Annotated in this window: 22 protein-coding genes and 1 pseudogene; 12 read left to right on the top strand and 11 right to left on the bottom strand. The window is 62.2% G+C overall.

Annotation, left to right across the window (positions count from 1 at the left end):
* Nucleotides 1-7 precede the first annotated feature (7 nt).
* The 8 genes from EJ066_RS30240 (at nt 8) to EJ066_RS30205 (ending at nt 6,915) form a co-directional block, all read left to right on the top strand.
* Complete coding sequence (locus EJ066_RS30240) at nt 8-445, top strand: type II 3-dehydroquinate dehydratase (protein WP_126043535.1); 438 nt, start codon at nt 8-10, stop codon at nt 443-445.
* 104 nt (nt 446-549) lie between these two features.
* The gene (locus EJ066_RS30235) at nt 550-1,383 is read left to right on the top strand and encodes a cyclase family protein (RefSeq protein ID WP_210211043.1); all 834 of its coding nucleotides are present in this window, start codon (nt 550-552) and stop codon (nt 1,381-1,383) included.
* Between the two features lie 17 nt (nt 1,384-1,400).
* Nucleotides 1,401-3,293, top strand: coding sequence for a bifunctional sugar phosphate isomerase/epimerase/4-hydroxyphenylpyruvate dioxygenase family protein (locus EJ066_RS30230; protein WP_126043534.1), 1,893 nt, complete (start codon nt 1,401-1,403; stop codon nt 3,291-3,293).
* A 5-nt stretch (nt 3,294-3,298) separates the two neighbouring features.
* A complete protein-coding gene (gene pcaD, locus EJ066_RS30225) occupies nt 3,299-4,102 on the top strand; it encodes a 3-oxoadipate enol-lactonase (protein ID WP_126043533.1) in 804 nt (267 codons plus the stop codon).
* Nucleotides 4,099-4,500, top strand: coding sequence for a 4-carboxymuconolactone decarboxylase (pcaC, locus tag EJ066_RS30220; RefSeq protein ID WP_126043532.1), 402 nt, complete (start codon nt 4,099-4,101; stop codon nt 4,498-4,500). Before pcaD ends, pcaC begins: the two co-directional genes overlap by 4 nt.
* Nucleotides 4,497-5,255 carry a protocatechuate 3,4-dioxygenase subunit beta gene (gene pcaH / locus EJ066_RS30215; RefSeq protein WP_126043531.1) on the top strand — a complete coding sequence of 253 codons (759 nt, stop codon included), beginning with the start codon at nt 4,497-4,499 and terminating at the stop codon, nt 5,253-5,255. Before pcaC ends, pcaH begins: the two co-directional genes overlap by 4 nt.
* Nucleotides 5,255-5,869, top strand: coding sequence for a protocatechuate 3,4-dioxygenase subunit alpha (gene pcaG / locus EJ066_RS30210; RefSeq protein ID WP_126043530.1), 615 nt, complete (start codon nt 5,255-5,257; stop codon nt 5,867-5,869). The genes pcaH and pcaG overlap by 1 nt, the downstream gene beginning before the upstream one ends.
* Nucleotides 5,870-5,919: 50 nt before the next feature.
* Nucleotides 5,920-6,915 (top strand): 3-carboxy-cis,cis-muconate cycloisomerase, encoded by a 996-nt coding sequence (locus EJ066_RS30205; RefSeq protein ID WP_245455040.1) that lies wholly within the window; start codon nt 5,920-5,922, stop codon nt 6,913-6,915.
* Between the two features lie 341 nt (nt 6,916-7,256).
* Here the strand turns inward: EJ066_RS30205 and EJ066_RS30200 are convergent.
* From EJ066_RS30200 to EJ066_RS30180, 5 genes and pseudogenes are all read right to left on the bottom strand, one after another.
* Nucleotides 7,257-7,726, bottom strand: a pseudogene (locus EJ066_RS30200) (NAD(P)-binding domain-containing protein).
* Nucleotides 7,727-7,982: 256 nt separating this feature from the next.
* The gene (locus EJ066_RS30190; RefSeq protein ID WP_126043528.1) at nt 7,983-8,441 is read right to left on the bottom strand and encodes a nuclear transport factor 2 family protein; all 459 of its coding nucleotides are present in this window, start codon (nt 8,439-8,441) and stop codon (nt 7,983-7,985) included.
* Between the two features lie 74 nt (nt 8,442-8,515).
* The gene (locus EJ066_RS31570) at nt 8,516-8,662 is read right to left on the bottom strand and encodes a hypothetical protein (protein WP_189644402.1); all 147 of its coding nucleotides are present in this window, start codon (nt 8,660-8,662) and stop codon (nt 8,516-8,518) included.
* Nucleotides 8,662-9,069: a PaaI family thioesterase gene (locus tag EJ066_RS30185; protein ID WP_245455039.1), complete on the bottom strand. Its 408-nt coding sequence runs from the start codon at nt 9,067-9,069 to the stop codon at nt 8,662-8,664. The genes EJ066_RS31570 and EJ066_RS30185 overlap by 1 nt, the downstream gene beginning before the upstream one ends.
* Nucleotides 9,070-9,147: 78 nt before the next feature.
* Entirely contained in the window at nt 9,148-9,753 is a 606-nt protein-coding gene (locus EJ066_RS30180) for a TetR/AcrR family transcriptional regulator (protein WP_126043527.1), read from the bottom strand.
* A gap of 85 nt (nt 9,754-9,838) precedes the next feature.
* Here EJ066_RS30180 and EJ066_RS30175 point away from each other — a divergent pair, with 85 nt between their 5' ends.
* The 4 genes from EJ066_RS30175 (at nt 9,839) to EJ066_RS30160 (ending at nt 15,290) form a co-directional block, all read left to right on the top strand.
* On the top strand, nt 9,839-10,951 hold the full coding sequence (locus tag EJ066_RS30175) for an efflux RND transporter periplasmic adaptor subunit (protein ID WP_126043526.1): 1,113 nt from the start codon (nt 9,839-9,841) through the stop codon (nt 10,949-10,951).
* 2 nt (nt 10,952-10,953) lie between these two features.
* Complete coding sequence (locus tag EJ066_RS30170) at nt 10,954-14,058, top strand: efflux RND transporter permease subunit (protein WP_126043525.1); 3,105 nt, start codon at nt 10,954-10,956, stop codon at nt 14,056-14,058.
* A gap of 134 nt (nt 14,059-14,192) precedes the next feature.
* Nucleotides 14,193-14,603 carry a helix-turn-helix domain-containing protein gene (locus EJ066_RS30165; RefSeq protein WP_245455038.1) on the top strand — a complete coding sequence of 137 codons (411 nt, stop codon included), beginning with the start codon at nt 14,193-14,195 and terminating at the stop codon, nt 14,601-14,603.
* A 150-nt stretch (nt 14,604-14,753) separates the two neighbouring features.
* Nucleotides 14,754-15,290: a hypothetical protein gene (locus tag EJ066_RS30160; RefSeq protein WP_126043524.1), complete on the top strand. Its 537-nt coding sequence runs from the start codon at nt 14,754-14,756 to the stop codon at nt 15,288-15,290.
* Here the strand turns inward: EJ066_RS30160 and EJ066_RS30155 are convergent.
* The 6 genes from EJ066_RS30155 to EJ066_RS30130 are packed head-to-tail and all read right to left on the bottom strand — an operon-like array spanning nt 15,287 to nt 19,082.
* A complete protein-coding gene (locus EJ066_RS30155; protein ID WP_126043523.1) occupies nt 15,287-15,577 on the bottom strand; it encodes a hypothetical protein in 291 nt (96 codons plus the stop codon). The two genes, EJ066_RS30160 and EJ066_RS30155, sit on opposite strands and share 4 nt — an antisense overlap.
* A 57-nt stretch (nt 15,578-15,634) precedes the next feature.
* Nucleotides 15,635-16,243: a hypothetical protein gene (locus EJ066_RS30150; protein ID WP_126043522.1), complete on the bottom strand. Its 609-nt coding sequence runs from the start codon at nt 16,241-16,243 to the stop codon at nt 15,635-15,637.
* Entirely contained in the window at nt 16,240-16,830 is a 591-nt protein-coding gene (locus EJ066_RS30145; protein ID WP_126043521.1) for a L,D-transpeptidase, read from the bottom strand. The genes EJ066_RS30150 and EJ066_RS30145 overlap by 4 nt, the downstream gene beginning before the upstream one ends.
* Entirely contained in the window at nt 16,814-17,977 is a 1,164-nt protein-coding gene (locus tag EJ066_RS30140) for an AAA family ATPase (protein WP_126043520.1), read from the bottom strand. Before EJ066_RS30140 ends, EJ066_RS30145 begins: the two co-directional genes overlap by 17 nt.
* On the bottom strand, nt 17,974-18,621 hold the full coding sequence (locus EJ066_RS30135) for a TadE/TadG family type IV pilus assembly protein (RefSeq protein ID WP_126043519.1): 648 nt from the start codon (nt 18,619-18,621) through the stop codon (nt 17,974-17,976). Before EJ066_RS30135 ends, EJ066_RS30140 begins: the two co-directional genes overlap by 4 nt.
* Before the next feature lie 2 nt (nt 18,622-18,623).
* On the bottom strand, nt 18,624-19,082 hold the full coding sequence (locus EJ066_RS30130; protein WP_245455037.1) for a TadE/TadG family type IV pilus assembly protein: 459 nt from the start codon (nt 19,080-19,082) through the stop codon (nt 18,624-18,626).
* Nucleotides 19,083-19,104 lie beyond the last annotated feature (22 nt).

Genomic DNA, 19,104 nt, shown 5'->3' with positions numbered 1-19,104 from the left:
ACGTGACATGATCACCAAACCGATCTTCATTCTCAACGGCCCGAACCTCAACCGCCTCGGCAAACGCGAGCCTGAGATCTACGGCACGACGACACTGGCCGAGATCGAGTTGATGTGCCGGGAAGCGGCCGGCGATACTCCGGTGCGGTTCCATCAGTCGAATGCCGAGCATCAGCTGGTCGACTGGATTCACGAGGCGATCGACGAGGGCGCGGGTATCCTGATCAACCCAGCCGGGCTGAGTTTCCGCTCGATCCCGCTGCTCGACGCGCTGAAGATGTTTCCGGGGCCGATCATCGAGTTCCATATCTCCAACATCCACCGCCGCGAGGCAATCTACCATCGCTCGCTGGTTTCGACCGTCGCGACGGCCGTCATCGCAGGCCTTGGGCCGCGCGGATATCCCATCGCAGTGAAATCGCTGATGGAACTGATCGACCGGTAGGCCGGACCGGCAGGCCCTGTCGGGCGGATCGATGCGTCGGAGGAATGAACGGACTGGTAAGCAGAGTGCTCGTGAAACGTTGAACCGAAAGGGAGGAAGACCGTATGTGCCCACCAGGATGCCTGCATTCGATCTGTGAGAAGGCGACCCGCAGGGGTCTGCTGAAAGCCGGCTTTACGCTCGGCCTGGGCACCGCTGCGGCGGCCGCGCTCCCCGCCACGCCATCGGCCCAGGCGGCGCCGATAGATTTCACCGAAACGATCGACCTCTCACATGCCCTCTATGAGGGATTCCCGACCTTCAGCGGCGAGAAATGGTTCACGGTCGAACATCTCGTCACCTTCGCGAAGGACAAGGTGAACCTGAACCGCTGGACGATCGTCGAGCACAGCGGCACGCATATGGACGCACCGATCCACTTCTCCGCCGATGGTTTGACGGCCGATCTGATCCCGATCTCGGACCTGATCGTTCCCGTCGCGGTCATCAACATCGCCGCGCGCGCCGCCGACAATGCGGACACAAGCCTGACGCCTGACGACATAAAGGCATGGGAGGCGCAGAACGGCCGACTGCCGGACGGCTGCTGCGTGGTGATGAACTCCGGATGGCACAAACTGGTCGGCGACCCGAAATTCACCGGCAACGACAAGGAGAAGAAAAACCACACTCCGGGCTTTCACGTAGAGGCCGCGCAGTTCCTGATCAGCGAGCGCAACGTGAAGGGCATCGGCGTCGACACGCTTTCGCTCGACACCGGGCTCAACTCGAGCGGGGCCTTTCCGGTCCACTACGAATGGCTGGGCAGCGGCCGCTGGGGCATCGAGTGCTTGGCTAACCTCGATGCAATTCCCGAGTCCGGTGCGCGTCTCTTCCTCGGCATCCCCAAGGTGAAGGGCGCGACCGGCGGTCCCACCCGCGCGATCGCGCTGCTGTGACTTCGCAGGCGAAAGCAATGAAGACCTCCATCGCCACAGTATCCATCAGCGGCGACCTACGGGAAAAACTGGCGGCGATCGCCGCTGCCGGATTCGATGGCGTGGAGATATTCGAGAACGATTTTCTGGCCTTCGACGGCACGCCTGACGAGGTCGGCCGCATGGTACGCGACCACGGGCTGGAGATCACCCTTTTCCAGCCGTTCCGCGATTTCGAAGGGTTGCCGGAGCCGCAACGGACACGCGCCTTCGATCGCGCGGAGCGCAAGTTCGACCTGATGCAGGAACTCGGCACCGACTTGATGCTGGTCTGCTCGTCGGTCTCACCGGTATCGCTCGGCGGCATCGACCGCGCCGCCGCCGATTTCCATGAACTCGGCGAGCGCGCGGCGAAGCGAAGCTTGCGCGTCGGCTACGAGGCGCTCGCCTGGGGCCGGCACGTCAATGACCATCGCGACGCCTGGGAGGTCGTGCGCCGCGCGGCACATCCGAACATCGGGCTGATCCTCGATTCCTTCCACACGCTTGCCCGCAAGATCGAGCTGTCCTCGATCCGCTCGATCCCCTCGGACAAGATCTTCATCGTCCAACTCGCCGACGCGCCGCTGATCGACATGGACCTGCTCTACTGGAGCCGGCATTTCCGCAACATGCCGGGCGAAGGTGACTTGTCGGTGCGTGAGTTCATGCAGGCCGTCGCAGCAACCGGCTACAATAGCTACATATCGCTCGAAATCTTCAACGACCAGTTCCGCGGCGGCTCGGCCAAGGCGATCTCCGTCGACGGCAAGCGCTCGCTCGTCTGGCTGATGGACCAAGTGCGGCGCGAGGAGCCGGCGCTCGAGGTTTCGGTGCCGGCGATGCCGGACCGCATCGGCGTCGAAGGAGTCGAGTTCGTCGAATTCGCCGCGAATCCGGAAGGAGCGGAATCGCTCGGCCGGCTGCTCACCACGCTGGAATTCTCCGAAGCCGGGCGTCACATCTCCAAGAACGTCACCCTCTACCGGCAGGGAGAGATCAACATCGTCGTCAACACCGAGCGGCAGGGTTTTGCGCACTCCTCCTTCATCGTTCACGGCACGTCGGCTTATGCGATCGGGTTGAAGGTCGAGGACGCGGCGGCGACCGTCGCCCGCGCCAAGATGCTTGGCGCCGAAATCTTCCAACAGCGGGTCGGCCCGGGCGAACTGTCGATCCCGGCGATCCGTGGCGTCGGCGGCGGACTGATCTATTTCCTCGATGGCAAGACCGACCTGGCCAAGGTCTGGGACATCGAGTTCAAGCCTGTCGCTGCTGCGGGCGTCGGCAGCGGCGTTGGCCTCACCCGCATCGACCATGTCGGCCAGACCATGTTTCACGAGGAGATGCCGAGTTGGCTGCTCTTCTACGTCTCGCTCTTCAGGACGACGAAGACACCGATGGTCGACATCGTCGATCCGGCCGGCCTCGTTCGCAGCCAGGTGATCGAGGGTCTCGACAAGCGCCTCCGCCTCACTCTCAACGGCGCCGAGAGCCGCCGCACGCTCGCCGGCCACTTCATCGCCGAGACTTTTGGCTCCGGCATCCAGCATCTCGCAATGGCGACGGACGACATTTTCGCGACGGCTGAGAAGCTGAGCGCCAATGGCTTCGAGCCGCTGCAAATCTCGATGAACTACTATGACGACGTCGAAGCGCGCTTCGGCCTCGATCCCGATCTCGCCGACCGGCTGCGCGCGTCGAACATCCTCTATGACCGGGACGATAGGGGCGAATTCTTCCAGCTCTATGCGCCGACCTTCGGCGAAGGCTTTATCTTCGAGATCGTGGAGCGGAGCGGCGCCTATTCGGGCTATGGCGGGCCAAATGCGCCATTCCGCATCGCCGCGCAAAAGCGCATGATGCTGCCGAAGGGAATGCCGAAGGTCTGATCCGCATGGAATTTGCTCGTATCAACGGAGCAACGCTCCACTATCGACACCGGCACCTGGCCGGCCGGCCGACGATCGTCTTCGTGAATTCGCTGGGCACAGATTTGCGCATCTGGAACGGAATCGAACACCTGCTCGCCGGCGACTACGGCTTCTTATTTTACGACAAACGGGGTCATGGCCTTAGCGAACTCGGTGAGGCGCCGCACACGATCGAAACACACGCGGCCGATCTCGCCGGGCTTCTCGATCATCTGGGTATTGCCGGCACGGTCATCTGCGGTCTGTCGATCGGCGGCGTCATCGCGCAATGCCTCTACCAAGTCCAGCCCAGGCTGATCGAAGGGATGATCCTCTGCGACACCGCGGCCAAGATAGGCACCGACGAGACGTGGAACGACCGCATCAAGGCCACGCGTTCGGAAGGCATCGAAAGCTTCGCCGACGGTGTGATGGAAAAATGGTTCACGCCGGACTTCCACAGGAACTGCGCTGAAAAACTCGCCGGCTACAGGACCATGCTCACTCGCCAGTCGCCGGCCGGCTATGCCGCAGCCTGTACCGCGATCCGCGATGCTGACTACCGGGCCGCTGCGGCCTTGATCGGCGTGCCGACGCTCTGCGTCGTCGGCGATCAGGACGGTTCGACGCCGCCCGAAATGGTCGAATCGTTTGCTCATTCGATCCCCGGCGCTGGCTGCGAGGTGATCGCCGGCGCCGGCCACATCCCTTGCGTCGAGCAGCCCGAAAAACTCGCGAAGCTCATCCGCCGGTTCGTGGGGAATGACATGCAGCGGAGGCGTGCATGAGGAGAGCCCGCAGCACCCGATACGACGAGGGCATGGCGACCCGCCGCGCGATTCTCGGCGACGCGCATGTCGACCGCGCCGAGGCAGGCAAGACAGAATTCGACGGACCTTTCCAGGACCTCATCACGGAAGCCGCCTGGAGTCATGTCTGGTCGCGGGACAATATCACCAGGCGTGAGCGCTCGATGATCACGATCGCGCTGCTTGCAGCACTCGGCCACGACGAGGAGGTCGCCATGCATGTGCGCGCCACCGCCAATACCGGCGCCACGCGCGAGGACATCCGCGAGGCGCTTCTTCACGTAGCGATCTACGCCGGCGTGCCGGCCGCCAACCGCGCCATCAGGATCGCCAGGAAGACGTTCACCGAGATGGATACCGAGGCCGGCAGGACATGACCCACCAGAAACTCGCATCCAACCTCAGGCCGGAGACCGGCGCCTTTTTCCAGCGCGATCGCGACTGGCATCCGCCGGCTTTCACGCCCGGCTACAAGACGTCGGTGCTCCGCTCGCCGCGTCGGCCACTTCTTTCGCTCAACAACACGCTGTCGGAGATTACCGGTCCGGTCTTCGGCCACGACTTGATCGGTAAGCTCGACAACGATCTGATCCATAATTTTGCGGCACCCGGCGAGGCTGCGATCGGTCCGCGCATCATCGTCCACGGGCGCGTGCTCGACGAGCGCGGCATCGGCGTTTCCGGCGCGCTGCTTGAAGTCTGGCAGGCCAATGCCGGCGGCCGCTACCGCCACAAGAAGGAAAGCTATCTCGCGCCGCTCGACCCGAACTTCGGCGGCTGCGGGCGCATCATCACCGGCGAGGACGGCTCCTACTCCTTCCGTACCGTCCAGCCCGGCCCCTATCCGTGGCCGAACGGCCCCAACGACTGGCGTCCGGCGCACATCCATCTCTCGGTATTCGGCCACGGCTTCGCGCAGCGGCTGATCACCCAGATGTATTTCGAGGGCGATCCGATGATCTGGAAATGCCCGATCGTGCGCACCATCAATGATCATCGAGCCATCGAGGGCCTGACCGCCGCACTCGACATGCAGGCAGCGATCCCGATGGACGCGCGCGCCTACAAATTCGATATCGTTCTGCGCGGACGCCGCTCGACGCTTTTCGAGAACCGCATGGAGGGCAACTGATGGCCCAGGCTCTGGACCGGCTGAAGGAAAGCGCCTCGCAGACTGCGGGTCCCTATGTCCACATCGGCCTGACGCCGAATTTCTGTGGAATCGAGGGTGTTTATTCGACCGACCTCGGCGGTACGGTGGTCAATGAAAAGACCAAGGGCGAGCGAATCAGGATAAAGATCAGGGTGATTGACGGGGCGGATACACCGCTTAAGGACGCGCTGGTCGAGATCTGGCAGGCGGATGCCGCCGGCCTCCACAACTCGCCCTCGGACCTGCGCGGCTCGGCCGATCCGCATTTTTCCGGCTGGGGACGTCGGGCGACCGACATGACAACCGGTGAGTGCACTTTCGAGACGGTGAAGCCTGGCCGCGTGCCCTTCCTCGACGGCCGCATGATGGCGCCGCACATCACGGTGTGGATCGCGGCGCGCGGCATCAACATCGGGCTCCACACGCGTATGTATTTCGGCGACGAGGAGGCCGCCAATGCTGAGGATCCGGTGCTTGCCCGCATTGAGCACAAGGCGCGCGCGGCGACGCTGATTGCGCCGCGCGAGGGCGATACATACAGCTTCGACATTCATCTCCAGGGCGAGGACGAAACCGTCTTCTTCGACATATGATCTCGGCCTTCGATCATCCTTTCCTTTCTGGCCTCGTCGGCGATGAGGAGATGGCGTCGCTGCTCGGCGTCGGAGCCGAGATCACTGCGATGATCGGCTTCGAGGTGGCGCTTGCCGAAGTCGAAGCGGAGAACGGTTTCATTCCAGCCGAGGCCGCAGCCGCCATCGCCCACGCATTGGCAACGTTCTGGCCGGACATGGCGAGGCTAAAGGCAGGCACGGCGCGCGACGGCGTCGTGGTGCCGGATCTGGTGCGGCAGATGAGGCAAGCGGTCGAAGAGCCGTATTCAAAACATGTGCATTCCGGCGCGACCAGCCAGGACGTGATCGATACCGCGTTCGTGCTTCGCGCGGGCGCATGTCTCGATCTACTGGAGCAACGCCTCGCAGCGCTTGCATCGGCTTTTGCCCATCTTTCCGGCCGCTTCGGTGAGCGGCTGCTGACGGGTCACACCCGCATGCAGCCGGCAAGGCCCATCCGCGCCGCCGACCGGATCGAAAGCTGGCGCGCACCGCTCCTGCGTCATATCGAGCGGCTGGAAACGGTCCGCCGATCGACCGGCGTCATCCAATTCGGCGGTGCGGCCGGAACGCTGGACGCCTTCGGCGAAAAAGGCCTCACCGTTCGCGCGGCGCTCGCAGCCCGGCTTGGTCTTGCCGACGCGCCGCAATGGCACGGCCAGCGCGACCGGGTCGCCGAACTCGCCGGCTGGCTGTCACTGGTCACGGGCGGTCTCGGAAAATTCGGCCAGGACATAGCGCTAACGGCGCAAGCAGGCGACGAGATCGAGCTTTCCAGCGGCGGCTCTTCCTCCGCTATGCCGAACAAGCAAAACCCGGTCGATGCCGAAGTGCTTGTTACGCTCGCCCGATACAATGCCACGCAACTCTCTGCGGTGCATCACGCTGTCATCCATGAACAGGAACGCTCGGGCGCTGCATGGACGCTGGAATGGATGGTCCTCAAGCAGATGATGATGGCTGCTGGCGCATCAACCCGGCTTGCTTCAACTCTGATTAATCGTGTCGAAGCACTCGGACGCTAGGCGTTCGTAAAGTGAACCCAATGTAGAGCTCTCATCGGAACGCTCGACCGGCTTTGGCTACCAAAATTGGATAATAAAGGCGGGTCATATCGCCTCCGCAATCCGCGCATAAGGCCGCCGTGCTCGATCATGTAAAGATCAATTTGATACTGAAGCACCAATGACGAGGGCGATGATCCAAACTATGGATCGGCGACGGTGTTGCTTGGCCCACCGAGGGACTTTGTTAGCTCGGATAACGCTCATGGAAGGGCAAGCTTCGCCTCGCGGGGTCTGAACTTTCAATCCGGTGGCGGCATTGGTCGTGCCCTCTACCCCTTCGGCATTTGAAGGTTCGATGATCACGCAGTCGCGGCTCGGTTGTGGGCGACGGGTGAGCTTGTCGCCGGCTGTCATGAATTCCCTGATCAGAGCGTCACGATTGCCTGGCGCGCGCGACCTGTCGGTCGATTGCAGCGCCGATTTCAGCTCGTTCGCTGACGGTTCCGTGCAATAGGCAGGAGTGCCGGGCTGCTGACGCCAAGAGTCGACGATGCTCCCCGAGTCCAGTGGGTCAAAACCGTTGCCCCGACCTGGGCCACGGCCGTCGTCTTGGCCTTCGGGTGTCCCCCCGCGACCGGAATGGCGATACGTCCAGGTGCCCCATTCGGTTGCTTTGACAACCGGGCCGCCGATCCGCTCGCTGACCCAGAGGCTTTCAGGCTTGCCGCCCCTTCGAATTGGCGAGCTTGACCTGATGGCGGCTAGCGGCAAGCTTTCGCGCCAACGTGGCGCCGATATTTCCAGCACCGATGATTCCGATCTTCCGCATAACATCTCTTCGGAGCGGGATCGGTCGCTGCTTTCAAGACCGTCTTGGCTACCATTTCGGGCGCATCGCCTTTTCCATCGCCTTCCGCACGGCTACTTTCATGCCAGCGCGCGCAGCGTCATAGATATCAAGCACCTGATCCGAGACTGTCTTCGAATGGCGTACGTGTATAGGCGGCTCCGCTGGCGCGTTGCCGCAAACGCAGGACCTGCGCCACGAGCACGCTCAAAAGCGCGGAGCTCTGACTACGCTTCGGCTAGCTTACAATTTGTTCGGCGACAGCTTCTTCGAGGCCAGCTGCCGCTTGGGCGGCAAGAGCGCGGGCCGCTGCTTGTGAATCTTGAAATTCCTCGAGTGCATGGACTCTGCCCCACCGCAGAGTGAACACATGGAGACCACGGTTGGCGTAAGACGCGTCGCTGTTGAGCAGCGTTGCGGTGCCGTCCCACTGGGCAAACACGGTGGTATTCCACGGCCAGCCCTTCACCCAGATATTGTTGACCGTGAGATTGAGGGTGGGTAGGACGCGGCCGAGGCGCTCAAACCAGCGGCGTAGGGCTTCTTTGTCATGGCGCTCACCATCAAGCGCGTGGGCACCGGAAACGCGGTGATGGACATGCGGCGCGACTGCTTTCACCGCCTCATCCCAGCGATGGTTGTTAACGTGGCCGAAGGTCTTTCGGATTTCTTTCTCGACAATGTAACTGTATAGCATTTGACTTCTCCTCCAAAGCGACCTGCTTGCGAATGGCAATCCTGGGGGAAAACCGCCACTCGCAATAGCGTCGCTCACAACAAGATATTGCTTGCGGCTTCTTTCGGGTTCTCGATGGCCGAGCCGAACACCGCGCTGATCAATCGGTTCGGGTGCGCTGCCAGCGCTGGCTCAATGCCGTGCGGCGCACCGTATTGGTGCCTAATCGAAAGCGCGGACATCACGGCTTCCTGCTCACGACCAGGCATGTAGACGTGCCATGGGCGTGGAGCCTGCCTTCGGCATCCTCGATCCTGCCTTCCAGCGTGATGACGGTCCGGCCGCGCGAAACCACATGGCCGATGACGTGCATAACGCCGGAATCGATGAATATCGGGCGGACAAATTTGGCGGTGGTTTCGTGTGACGGACAGATTTCGCCAGCCGAAAGAGTGGTCTGTGCAGCAAGAGCCATGGCGGTGTCGAGCATCGTCATGATCCAGCCGCCGTGGACGGTATTCGTCAGATTGCAAAAGCGCGACTCAGGGGTGGCTCGGAGTTCGACCTTACCTGCCTCAGGGGGGCAAGGTGAAGGGGAACGTCTCCGCCATCGCTGGGCGACGGATGCTCCCGTCAGCCAGCCTCGCAACGAGCTCGAGCCCGGAGTATCCCGCCAACTCGGAGATAGAGGCAGTTGCGCTGCGCGCTTCGGTTGGAGAATCCGTCGTCATGGTAGCGGTCCTCGTTGAGCATCGCTGGCAGACGACCCCATCCGCACGCTCTCGGTGGCCGCTCGCAGGAACTGCTTTGACAGATGCTCGTCGTTGACGGCCCGTGAGAGGACGACTGCACCGACCATGGTCGAGAGAATGGCCATGGCCTTGTCGCTGGGCTCCTCGCCGTGGGCATCGCCAACCCAACTACCGAGCAGATCGAGGTATTCCCTGATCCCGGCTTCGAATGACGCTTTCACGTCGCTGCCCTGCCTGGCAGCATCCGAGCCGAGCGCCACAACCGGGCAGCCGTCCATCCTTTCTTCGCGATGTCCGGTACTGAGGTAGAACGCGACTACTGCACCAAGCGGATCCTCGGGTTTCGCCGCAGTCGCTTCCGCCCATCGGTGGGTGGCGCTCTCCATCGCCCGTCTCGACGCCTGCGCCGCCAGGTCCTCCTTTGACGCGAACTGTTTGTAGAAAGCGCCTTGGGTCAGCCCGGCGCCCTTCATCAGGTCCTTAAGGCCGATGCCGTCAAAGCCGTGCTCCCGGAAAAGGCGGCTTGCCACATTGATCACCGTTTCGCGGTTCTCCGCGGCCTGAATGCGACTCACGCGCATCGTCATCTCCTTTTTTAGATTGCATTCGTAATCTATATCAGATATAGAGTGTGGGTGCAATCTATTTTGGCGCGAGGCGAAGGGCATGAAAAAGAGACCGGTTATTGTGATAGGGGCGAGCCTGATCGCGGTGTCAGCGGCGCTGGCATTCGTGACACTTTCCGATCGGACGCAGGCGGCCTCCGCCGCCATCGACCCGAGGCAGGATCCTCAGATCGTCAGACTGATGACACCTGAGCAAGTCACCGGTTCTGCGCGCAGCTTTACCGGTCTCATAGGGGCGAGGGTGCAGAGCGATCTCGGTTTTCGCGTCGCCGGCAAGATCGTGGAACGGCTTGTAAATGCCGGTCAGCAGGTCAAAGCCGGTCAGCCGCTGATGCGGATCGATGACTCCGACCTTCGCCTTGCGCTTACGGCGAAGCGCAACGCCGTCGCTGCAGCACGCGCTGTCCTGGTTCAGGCGAGTGCCGACGAGAGGCGTTATGCTGTTCTGGTTAAGAACGGATTGGCTGCAACCCCGCAGCGTTACGAGCAGGCGAAGACCGCGCTGGATACCGCGACGGCACAGCTCGCCGCCGCCGAAGCCGAAGCACGGGTCGCCGAGAATGAGGCGACTTACTCGCTCCTGGTGGCGGACGCGGATGGAACGGTGGTCGATACGCTTGGCGAGCCGGGGCAGGTCGTATCTGCCGGCCAAACAGTCGTGCGGCTTGCCCAGGCCGGCCCCCGCGAAGCGGTGGTCGCGCTTCCCGAAACGATCCGGCCGGCAATCGACTCGGTGGCCGAGGCCATCGTGTATGGGGGCGAAGGGGGTCGCTATGCAGCACATCTCCGGCAGTTGTCGGACTCAGCCGATCCCCAGACCCGCACCTATGAGGCCCGCTATGTGCTCGATGGTGTGGCCTCGGCTGCACCGCTTGGCTCGACGGTAACCATTCGGCTTGCAAGCCAGGCTGGCAAGCCGGAAGTCCAGGTGCCGCTGGGAGCTATGCTCGATGACGGTAACAAGACCGGCGTTTGGGTTCTGGACAGCGCCACCTCGACCGTACACTTTCGGCCGGTCAAGGTTGTTCGTGTGACCAGCGAAACCGCCGTGATTTCCGGGCTGGACTCCAGCGATGCGATTGTTTCGCTCGGCGCTCATCTCCTGCAGGAGGGCGCTCGCGTCAGGTCTGCGTCCGAAAGCGGGAGCAACTGACGATGAACCTCAATCTTTCCGCGATCGCCGTTCGCGAGCGCGCCGTCACCCTGTTCTTCATCCTCCTGCTGGTGGCCGCCGGCGCTTACGCCTTCCTTATGCTCGGCCGGGCGGAGGATCCCAACTTCACCATCAAGACCCTCACGGTCACGACGGCGTGGCCGGGCGCGACGGCGCGTGAGATGCAGGACCTCGTCGCCGAACCTTTGGAGAAGCGGCTCCAGGAACTAACCTGGTATGACCGGGTGGAGACGACCACGCGGCCAGGCTATGCATATATGACGGTCACGCTGAAGGACAGCACACCGCCATCCGCCGTGCAGGACGAGTTCTACCAGGCCCGCAAGAAGCTCGGGGATGAAGCCCGCAACCTGCCGTCCGGCGTCTACGGCCCTTTCGTCAACGACGAATATTCGGACGTCAGCTTCGCCCTTTATGCGCTGAAGGCTAAAGGCATGCCGATGCGTGAGCTAGCCAGGCAGGCCGAGGCGATCCGACAGGATCTCCTGCACGTGCCCGGCGTCAAGAAGATCAACATCCTCGGTGAACGTCGCGAACAGATATTCGTCGAGTTCTCCTACGCCAAGCTGGCAACCCTCGGCGTATCGGCACAGGATATCGTTGCCGCCCTGCAGCGGCAGAACACCGTCACACCGGCGGGCTCGATCGACACCAAGGGGCCGCAAGTCTTCATCCGGGTCGACGGCGCTTATGACAGTATCCAGGCGATCGCCGACACGCCGATCGTCGCCGCGGGGCGGACGCTGAAGCTCTCCGACATCGCCGAGGTCCGCCGCGGCTATGAAGACCCTCCCACCTACCTCATCCGGCGCCAGGGCGAGCCGACCATCATGCTCGCGGCGGTTATGCAGGAGGGCTGGGATGGTCGCGCGCTCGGCAAGGCGCTGGAGGACAGGACGGCGGCCATTGTACGGACATTGCCGCTCGGGATGACGCTCGACAAGGTGTCCGACCAAGCCGTCAATATCACCTCGGCGGTTGACGAGTTCATGATGAAGTTCGCGATGGCGCTCGGCGTGGTGCTGCTGATCAGCCTGCTCAGCATGGGCTGGCGCGTCGGCATCGTCGTGGCGGCGGCCGTCCCCCTGACGCTCGCCGCCGTGTTCCTCATCATGCTGGAAACCGGCCGGTTCTTCGACCGCATCACGCTCGGCGCCCTCATCCTGGCGCTGGGTCTTCTCGTGGACGACGCCATCATCGCCATCGAGGTGATGGTGGTGAAGATGGAAGAGGGCATGGACCGCATCAGGGCGGCGGCCTATGCGTGGAGCCACACCGCCGCGCCGATGCTGTCGGGAACGCTCGTGACGATAGCCGGGTTCCTGCCCGTAGGCTTCGCCCGCTCGACGGCCGGCGAATATGCCGGCAACATCTTTTGGGTCGTGGGGTTCGCCCTTATCGTCTCTTGGATCGTCGCGGTGGTTTTCACGCCCTATCTCGGCGTCAAGATGCTGCCCGCGATCAAACCGATCGAAGGCGGTCACCACGCGATTTACGACACGCCGAACTATCGGCGCCTGCGGCGGCTCATCACCTTTGCGGTGCGCCACAAGTTCGTAACCTCCGGTATCGTCGCCATTGCCTTCGCGCTTTCCGTTGTCGGCATGGGCTCCCTCAAACAGCAGTTCTTCCCGACATCCGACCGCCCCGAAGTGTTGGTGGAGGTTCGCTTGCCGGAAGGCACCAGCATCGAGACGACAACCGCTACGGTCGAGAGGCTGGAGCACTGGCTGGACCACCAGCCAGAGGCCAAGATCGTCACGAGCTATGTCGGCCAGGGCGCTCCCCGCTTCTTCTTCGCAATGGCGCCGGAACTGCCTGATCCCGCGTTCGCCAAGATCGTCGTGCTTACACCCGACGCGGAGGCGCGCGAGGTTTTGAAGCATCGGCTCCGAGAGGCGATGTCCCAAGGGCTCGCACCCGAGGCCAATGTGCGCGTCACACAGCTCGTGTTCGGACCTTACACGCCATTCCCGGTCGAATTCCGGGTCATGGGACCTGATCCTGCGCAACTCTACAGCATATCCGCGAAGGCCCTCGGCATCATGCGAGGCGTTCCGGACGTGCGGCAGGCCAACCGCGACTGGGGCAATCGCACGCCCGTGCTTCGCTTCGTCCCGGACCAGGATAGATTGAGCCTCATCGGCCTGTCGCCGACCGAGGTGGCTCAGCAGCTGCAATTCCTCCTCACCGGCATCCCGGTCACGCAGGTCCGCGAGGACATCCGCAATGTCCCCATCGTTGCACGCAGCGCCGGCGACGAGCGGCTGGATCCGACACGTATTGCGGATTTCTCATTGATGAGCCGGGACGGCCGCTCGATTCCGCTCGACCAGATCGGCCATTCGGAAATCCGTCTGGAAGAGCCTATCCTGAAACGGCGCGATCGCACACCCGTCGTCACGATCCGCTCGGACATCAATGAGGCGACCCAGCCTCCAGAGGTCTCCAAGCAGATCATGACGGCGCTTCAGCCGCTGATCGCATCCCTTCCGGCCGGCTATCGCATCGAAATAGGCGGATCGATCGAGGAGGCTGCGAAGGCCAATACCGCGCTGGGTAAAGTCTTCCCGGCCATGATCGCCGCCATGCTGATCGTCATCATGCTGCAGGTGCGATCCTTCTCGACGATGGCCATGGTCATGCTGACGGCGCCGCTTGGCCTCGTCGGCGTCGTGCCCATGCTGCTTACCTTCAACCAGCCCTTTGGTTTCAACGCCATTCTTGGCCTGATCGGACTGGCCGGCATCCTGATGCGCAATACGCTGATCCTGACCGAACAGATCAAGGAGAACCGTGCGGCCGGCCTTGACGACTATCACGCTGTCATCGAGGCAACGGTGCAACGCACGAGGCCAGTGATCCTGACCGCACTTGCAGCGGTGCTGGCCTTCATCCCGCTTACGCACTCCGTCTTCTGGGGATCGATGGCCTATACGCTGATCGGCGGCACGGCGGTCGGCACGGTACTGATCCTGCTCTTCCTTCCTGCGCTGTATATCGCGTGGTTCCGGATCAAGCCGGCGGCGGATGAGACCCATGAGGCTTCGACCCAGGAACCGGAACTGCGGTTGGCCGCCGAATAGGGTCTGTCGTCGCAGGAGACCGGTCAAGTTTCTCGCCCGCAGGGATCTGCCCTGCGGGAGGCGCGATCTTACCCGTTTCAGATGATCGTCCGCACGAGCCTGGCATGTCCGATTGACCAGTTCCAGGGACATCGATGAATCACCCGATCGGAATGCGAACTGATCTCGACGAGGTGCGCGCGCGCATTTTGGAGGTGGCGGAGGAGCACTTTCGCCGCATCGGCTACCATAAGACGTCGATGGCCGACATCGCCCCCGCCCTCGGCATGAGCCGGGCAAATGTCTACCGTTTCTTTCCCTCCAGGGATGCTATCAACGGGTTCATCTGCAAGCGGACCCTGACGAGGTTGCCGACATCGTCTCTGCGATCGCACGCACGAATGCCACGGCCTCGGAGAAACTCAGTCGGCTTTTTGATCGCAGTTCACCACCATGGCACGGCGACACTGATCGAAGAAAAGCACATGCACGACATGATTGTCGCCGTCATGGTGGCGTTCCTTCCAGGGAATCAGGTGACGTTGAACATCACCAGCCTGCCATGACCGCCCTCTCTCAGCGAATTTGCAGAACTCTCAGCACACTACCTTTGCAGAACTCTCAGCACACTACTTTTTACCCCTTCGGAGCGCGCCTTCCATTAAGCCTCGCGCAATCTTTGCAGTCTATTCTGCTTGTCGACGGCCGGGGGGAACATGAAGCGCAAGCCGATTCTGCTTTTTGCCTTTCCGGCTCTCATCCTTCTGATTCTCGCAGGGGAGCGAGCAGCGACATTCCTGCTGGGAACCTATCCGGCCAGCCCCGCCATGTGGCGGATCTGGCTTGAACTGCGCCCTTTGTCGACCATGTTCTGGCAGCAGGTCGACCTCTATCTGGGCGGTTCAATGGTCCTTGATGCCGCCATCCTGACCGCTGCATCGATCGTCTGCTGGATGGCTTGCCGGACGAGAAAGTCGGCCGCATTCTTTCTTGCCAACCACGTCGCACTGCTGTTCGCCGCGCTGATGATCGCGTCCAGCAGCCATTCTGAAACAGCGAGCACGATTGCGGCGTTTACCGCGCCGAGCGGCCTTCCGTTTTCGCTGATGCTCGATTTCACATGGCAGAACAGACTGGTGCTGCTTCTGGGCGCTGCAGCCTGCGCCTACACTCATGTTGCGTTTCTCGGCGAAGCACGACAGCGTTCCGAGGCGCTCACCGTACAGCTTATTGTCCTGCAGCGGGATCTCTAGGACCCGGGGCACGCCGTGGTTTCCACGAAATAGGCCTTCACGTATCCGTCCAGGCTGACTGACGGCAACGGATAGTAAGTGACCGGGCACCATTGCCGCTTTCGGTCGGCCCCGGTCGGCCGGCATGAGCCAGTGGCCACGATGATGCCGTTGTGATCGGGAGCGATCGCGCCCGCCGCCCTGGAAAGGTGGCTTGGCCGCGATCTGATGTAGAGCACGTCCCAAAAGTCGACATTGACGACATGGTAGCAGGTTGCAGCCGTCGCGCTCCCGATCGGTGTCAACAAGATGACGGCAGCTCCGAATGCAGATGAACGCAAAACCGTTCTCGATGCCTGTCGCTTCTAGTTGATTTTCTTGTAATGGACCTTGCCGTCGGGCTGCTTTATGCGCTGGTAGGAGGGGTTTGGGGCAGGGGGCAGCGCTGCCGCGATCCTCCTTTTGGGCGGGCGCGGCACATCAACGACACTGGGTTCGGTTGCTTCTTCACTAAGATCGGTGGATGCTTCCGCCATGATGCTGGTCGTGACCACGGGAGGCTCCACCACGCTCGCCATGTCGTCGTCGCTGTCCAGGGGCAGGTTCCGTTCAAGCTGGGCAATACTGCCTTTGACGTCGTTGAAGCTGCCCTGCAGCTGACTGTCCAGTTTTTCGAACCGGCTTTGAAAGCCGTTGTTGACAGTATCGAGCCGGGCTGCGATCCGTTGCTCGAACGAACCGAGCTGCTCCAGCCGCCCTTCCAAAAAGCGCAGATCGCTGATGGTGCGGTAGAGATAGACAGCGCAGGTTGTGTTCACCGCCGTGAACAGCAAGGCGCCGGCGGCGATGCCGATCATCCTTGCATTGCTCGGTTTGCCTGCGACAGCTTGCTCTCCAGTGTGGGTTCCCGGCCTAACGTCTATGACCGGCCCAATACTGATTGCTGGCATGTCCGGATCGCTGATCATCGTCATTGGACCACCACCTTTGCGCCGACAGAGACGCGCTTGAAGAGATCGATCACATCGGTGTTGGTAAGGCGGAAACATCCCGATGTTCCGTCGAAGCCGATGCCCTTGGGATCGTTGGTGCCGTGGATGCGATAGAGCGTGTCGCGCCCGTCCCGCAGCAGATAGAGTGCCCTGGCGCCGAGCGGATTGTAGGGACCGGCGGGCACCATTTCCGGCAGCTCCGGCTGGCGGGCGCGCATTTCCGTGGGCGGGCGCCATTCCGGCCATTCCGTTTTCGCCCCCACCTTGACGATACCGGTCCAGCCAAAGCCGTCGCGCCCGACGCTGATCTGGTAGCGCAGCGCCTCGCCCTGCCGGGTCACCAGATAGAGCGCCTTCTCGTCCTTGCGGATGATGATCGTGCCGGGCAGTTCCGTGGTTTGGAGAGCAACCGTCTTGCGAAGGCTGGGCCCCATTGCCGGCAGCGGCGGCCGGTCCGATAGCGCGGATCTGGCATGGGCCAAGTCCCAGGCCGGCATCCCCAAGGCCAGACCCATGACGCAGGCGCCGGCCAGCGTCGGGACGATGCGGTATCTACCGGGCAGCGTCATCGATCCGCTCTTTGAACATCCGCTTCAAATCCTTGTTGAATCGTGCCCGCGCATCCACTTCCAAAGGAAGGATGGCGCGGTTCAAAGCATCGGTCAGCAGCGCGTTGTCCAGGCTGACCGACTTGATGTGCGGCGCCTTGAAGATCTTCTCGAGTTCGCCGCGCGAGAAATGGTTGCCGAACCACTTGCGCTTGTGCTTGTTGGCGACCAGCGTGATGCTCACCGAATTGCCGCGCAGCTCGCGGATCTTCTTGTAGAGCCGCTTGCCTTGCCGCAGCGAGGCGACGTTGAGCTCGAAGACGATGAAGATCTCGTCGCTTGTCGAAAGCACGGAATCCTGCCAGGGGGTTTCGATATTCGGCAAATCGATGACGATGTCGTCGAACCGGTAGGCGACGAGGTCCAGCAGCCGGAACACGAAATCGGCGCCCTGCGGCTCGAACGGCAGTTGCGGCCTCTCGAATGAATAGAGCGTCAGGCCGGAGGGGCGCGAAAGCTTGATGACGTCCATCAGTTCGACGTCGAGCCTTTCCGGCTGGCCGATGATGCCGGCCAGATCGAACTGATTGAACAGGTTGAGATAGGCGCCGCAATTGGCGCTCTGGAAATCGAGGTCGACGAGGCAGGTCGAAGCCGCACGTTCGGTGGATTTCGACGCCAGGAACTCCGCCGCCGACAGAGCGAGCGTCGTAGCCCCGGCGCCGCCGCTGGCGCTGATGAAAGTGATGATCCGGCTCTTGGTGCCCTGGTTGCCGGTGTCGTGGAAGGTGACCGCGTTCAGCAGTTCCTTGGCGTCGAGCGGCTTGTGCAGCCAGTCCGAGGCGTTCATGCGCACGAGAACGCGCGTCCGTTCCGACGTCAATTCGCCGGAAACCGCGATCAGCGGCACCGCCGCCCACAAGGCGCGCGCCTCGACAATGCCGGGCTTGCCGAGCAGCTCGCCATTGCCGAGGTCGAGGATGACGATGCCCGGACGCATGTCGGCGGGCGGGCCTTTGAGAAAGTCGTCTGTCTCGGAAATCCTGACATCATAGATGGCCAGCGCGTCGAGCCTCGTCGCCACCTCGCGCTTGAACTGCGGATCCGAGGAGAAGAGGGCGACCTGCTTTCGTTTGGTTGGGAGGACTTTGGTGTTGATGGCGTTCATGGGGATGTACTCTTCAGGTCTTCGCCCGTAACCGTGCTCAGCATGGAGGGCATGGCGAGGTTTCCGAATCCGAGCAGGCCACCGAGGAAGAAGAACTGGAAGGTCCGGTTCTGAAGACTGACGGTGATTGTCGGCACCGGTCCGCCCAGCCGGGTCTGGTAGCCCAGGCCGGTGGCGGAATAGGTGATGACGACGTTGTCGCGCCTGAGGCCAGGAAAGAAATGACACATTCCAGGCCGCGTGGTGAGTCGCTGGGCTGGGGTGATTATCGGACAGGCGTCGTCATTGGTGTTTGTCGTATCGCCGCGGAAGACGCGGCTGAAATTGACTGCATTGAATGAGCCGCCATTGCTGCAGGCCCCTGTGCCAGCAGTATAAGTGCAGGCGAATGGTCCGTAGGCCGCAGCAATGACCGGAGCGCCCGGTGTCGTCGTCGGTGCGGCTGTAGCTAGCGCGGTGGCAACCGGATCGGAAATCGAGGCCAGACGTGCGCCGAGCTGGACGGCCTTGGTGGCGGCGTTCCACTGATAGAGGGCATAGCCGAAATCGACGAAACCGAGGACAAGGGTAAACAGCAGTGTAGATACGATGGCCATCTCCACCATCGTTGCGCCGTCTTCCGATGTTGCGAAACGCCTGATCATAATCAGAACCGGATCAACCGCTCCTCGTGAAAGCCATTTAGTGTCATGGGCCCGATGCCGACCAGCGACAGCATTCCGATGCCACTATAGGCCAACGTCCCCGCTGCCCTGACGATGCAGACCTGCGCGCTGGTGGAGCGATATTGGGTGACACCTGCGACCACGGCGTCATGGCACGAGCCTGAGGCGGCAATGGTCACCGTCACATTCGCCTTTTGCCAGCCGGCGATACGCGCATTCCCTACCCCCGCAGCATTGCCGAACACCGCGATGTTGCTGGCGATATCGGCGCAGTTTATCGCCGCTAACCCTGCCTTGGTGTACAGCTGGCTGTTGCAGCGCGCTGCAAAGCGCGCCGCGTCCGACAGGCCGGCCTCCATCAGCAGCTTTTTGTGGATCAGATTGCCGAATTCGAACACGCCCGCCGACAGGACCAGCATCAGCGGCGCGATCAGCGCCATTTCGACGAGAGCCGTGCCGCGC

Source organism: Mesorhizobium sp. M9A.F.Ca.ET.002.03.1.2, assembly GCF_003952365.1.
Taxonomy (GTDB): Bacteria; Pseudomonadota; Alphaproteobacteria; order Rhizobiales; family Rhizobiaceae; genus Mesorhizobium.
This window is presented reverse-complemented; position numbering and strand designations above follow the sequence as displayed.

What these genes read in the sequence shown, in the direction of transcription:
- EJ066_RS30240 (WP_126043535.1), top strand. Translation starts at nt 8, where the DNA reads ATGATCACCAAACCGATCTTCATTCTCAACGGCCCGAACCTCAACCGC.
- EJ066_RS30235 (WP_210211043.1), top strand. Translation starts at nt 550, where the DNA reads ATGTGCCCACCAGGATGCCTGCATTCGATCTGTGAGAAGGCGACCCGC.
- EJ066_RS30230 (WP_126043534.1), top strand. Translation starts at nt 1,401, where the DNA reads ATGAAGACCTCCATCGCCACAGTATCCATCAGCGGCGACCTACGGGAA.
- pcaD (WP_126043533.1), top strand. Translation starts at nt 3,299, where the DNA reads ATGGAATTTGCTCGTATCAACGGAGCAACGCTCCACTATCGACACCGG.
- pcaC (WP_126043532.1), top strand. Translation starts at nt 4,099, where the DNA reads ATGAGGAGAGCCCGCAGCACCCGATACGACGAGGGCATGGCGACCCGC.
- pcaH (WP_126043531.1), top strand. Translation starts at nt 4,497, where the DNA reads ATGACCCACCAGAAACTCGCATCCAACCTCAGGCCGGAGACCGGCGCC.
- pcaG (WP_126043530.1), top strand. Translation starts at nt 5,255, where the DNA reads ATGGCCCAGGCTCTGGACCGGCTGAAGGAAAGCGCCTCGCAGACTGCG.
- EJ066_RS30205 (WP_245455040.1), top strand. Translation starts at nt 5,920, where the DNA reads ATGGCGTCGCTGCTCGGCGTCGGAGCCGAGATCACTGCGATGATCGGC.
- EJ066_RS30190 (WP_126043528.1), bottom strand. Translation starts at nt 8,441, where the DNA reads ATGCTATACAGTTACATTGTCGAGAAAGAAATCCGAAAGACCTTCGGC.
- EJ066_RS31570 (WP_189644402.1), bottom strand. Translation starts at nt 8,662, where the DNA reads ATGTCCGCGCTTTCGATTAGGCACCAATACGGTGCGCCGCACGGCATT.
- EJ066_RS30180 (WP_126043527.1), bottom strand. Translation starts at nt 9,753, where the DNA reads ATGCGCGTGAGTCGCATTCAGGCCGCGGAGAACCGCGAAACGGTGATC.
- EJ066_RS30175 (WP_126043526.1), top strand. Translation starts at nt 9,839, where the DNA reads ATGAAAAAGAGACCGGTTATTGTGATAGGGGCGAGCCTGATCGCGGTG.
- EJ066_RS30170 (WP_126043525.1), top strand. Translation starts at nt 10,954, where the DNA reads ATGAACCTCAATCTTTCCGCGATCGCCGTTCGCGAGCGCGCCGTCACC.
- EJ066_RS30165 (WP_245455038.1), top strand. Translation starts at nt 14,193, where the DNA reads ATGAATCACCCGATCGGAATGCGAACTGATCTCGACGAGGTGCGCGCG.
- EJ066_RS30160 (WP_126043524.1), top strand. Translation starts at nt 14,754, where the DNA reads ATGAAGCGCAAGCCGATTCTGCTTTTTGCCTTTCCGGCTCTCATCCTT.
- EJ066_RS30150 (WP_126043522.1), bottom strand. Translation starts at nt 16,243, where the DNA reads ATGACGATGATCAGCGATCCGGACATGCCAGCAATCAGTATTGGGCCG.
- EJ066_RS30145 (WP_126043521.1), bottom strand. Translation starts at nt 16,830, where the DNA reads ATGACGCTGCCCGGTAGATACCGCATCGTCCCGACGCTGGCCGGCGCC.
- EJ066_RS30140 (WP_126043520.1), bottom strand. Translation starts at nt 17,977, where the DNA reads ATGAACGCCATCAACACCAAAGTCCTCCCAACCAAACGAAAGCAGGTC.
- EJ066_RS30135 (WP_126043519.1), bottom strand. Translation starts at nt 18,621, where the DNA reads ATGATCAGGCGTTTCGCAACATCGGAAGACGGCGCAACGATGGTGGAG.
- EJ066_RS30130 (WP_245455037.1), bottom strand. Translation starts at nt 19,082, where the DNA reads ATGGCGCTGATCGCGCCGCTGATGCTGGTCCTGTCGGCGGGCGTGTTC.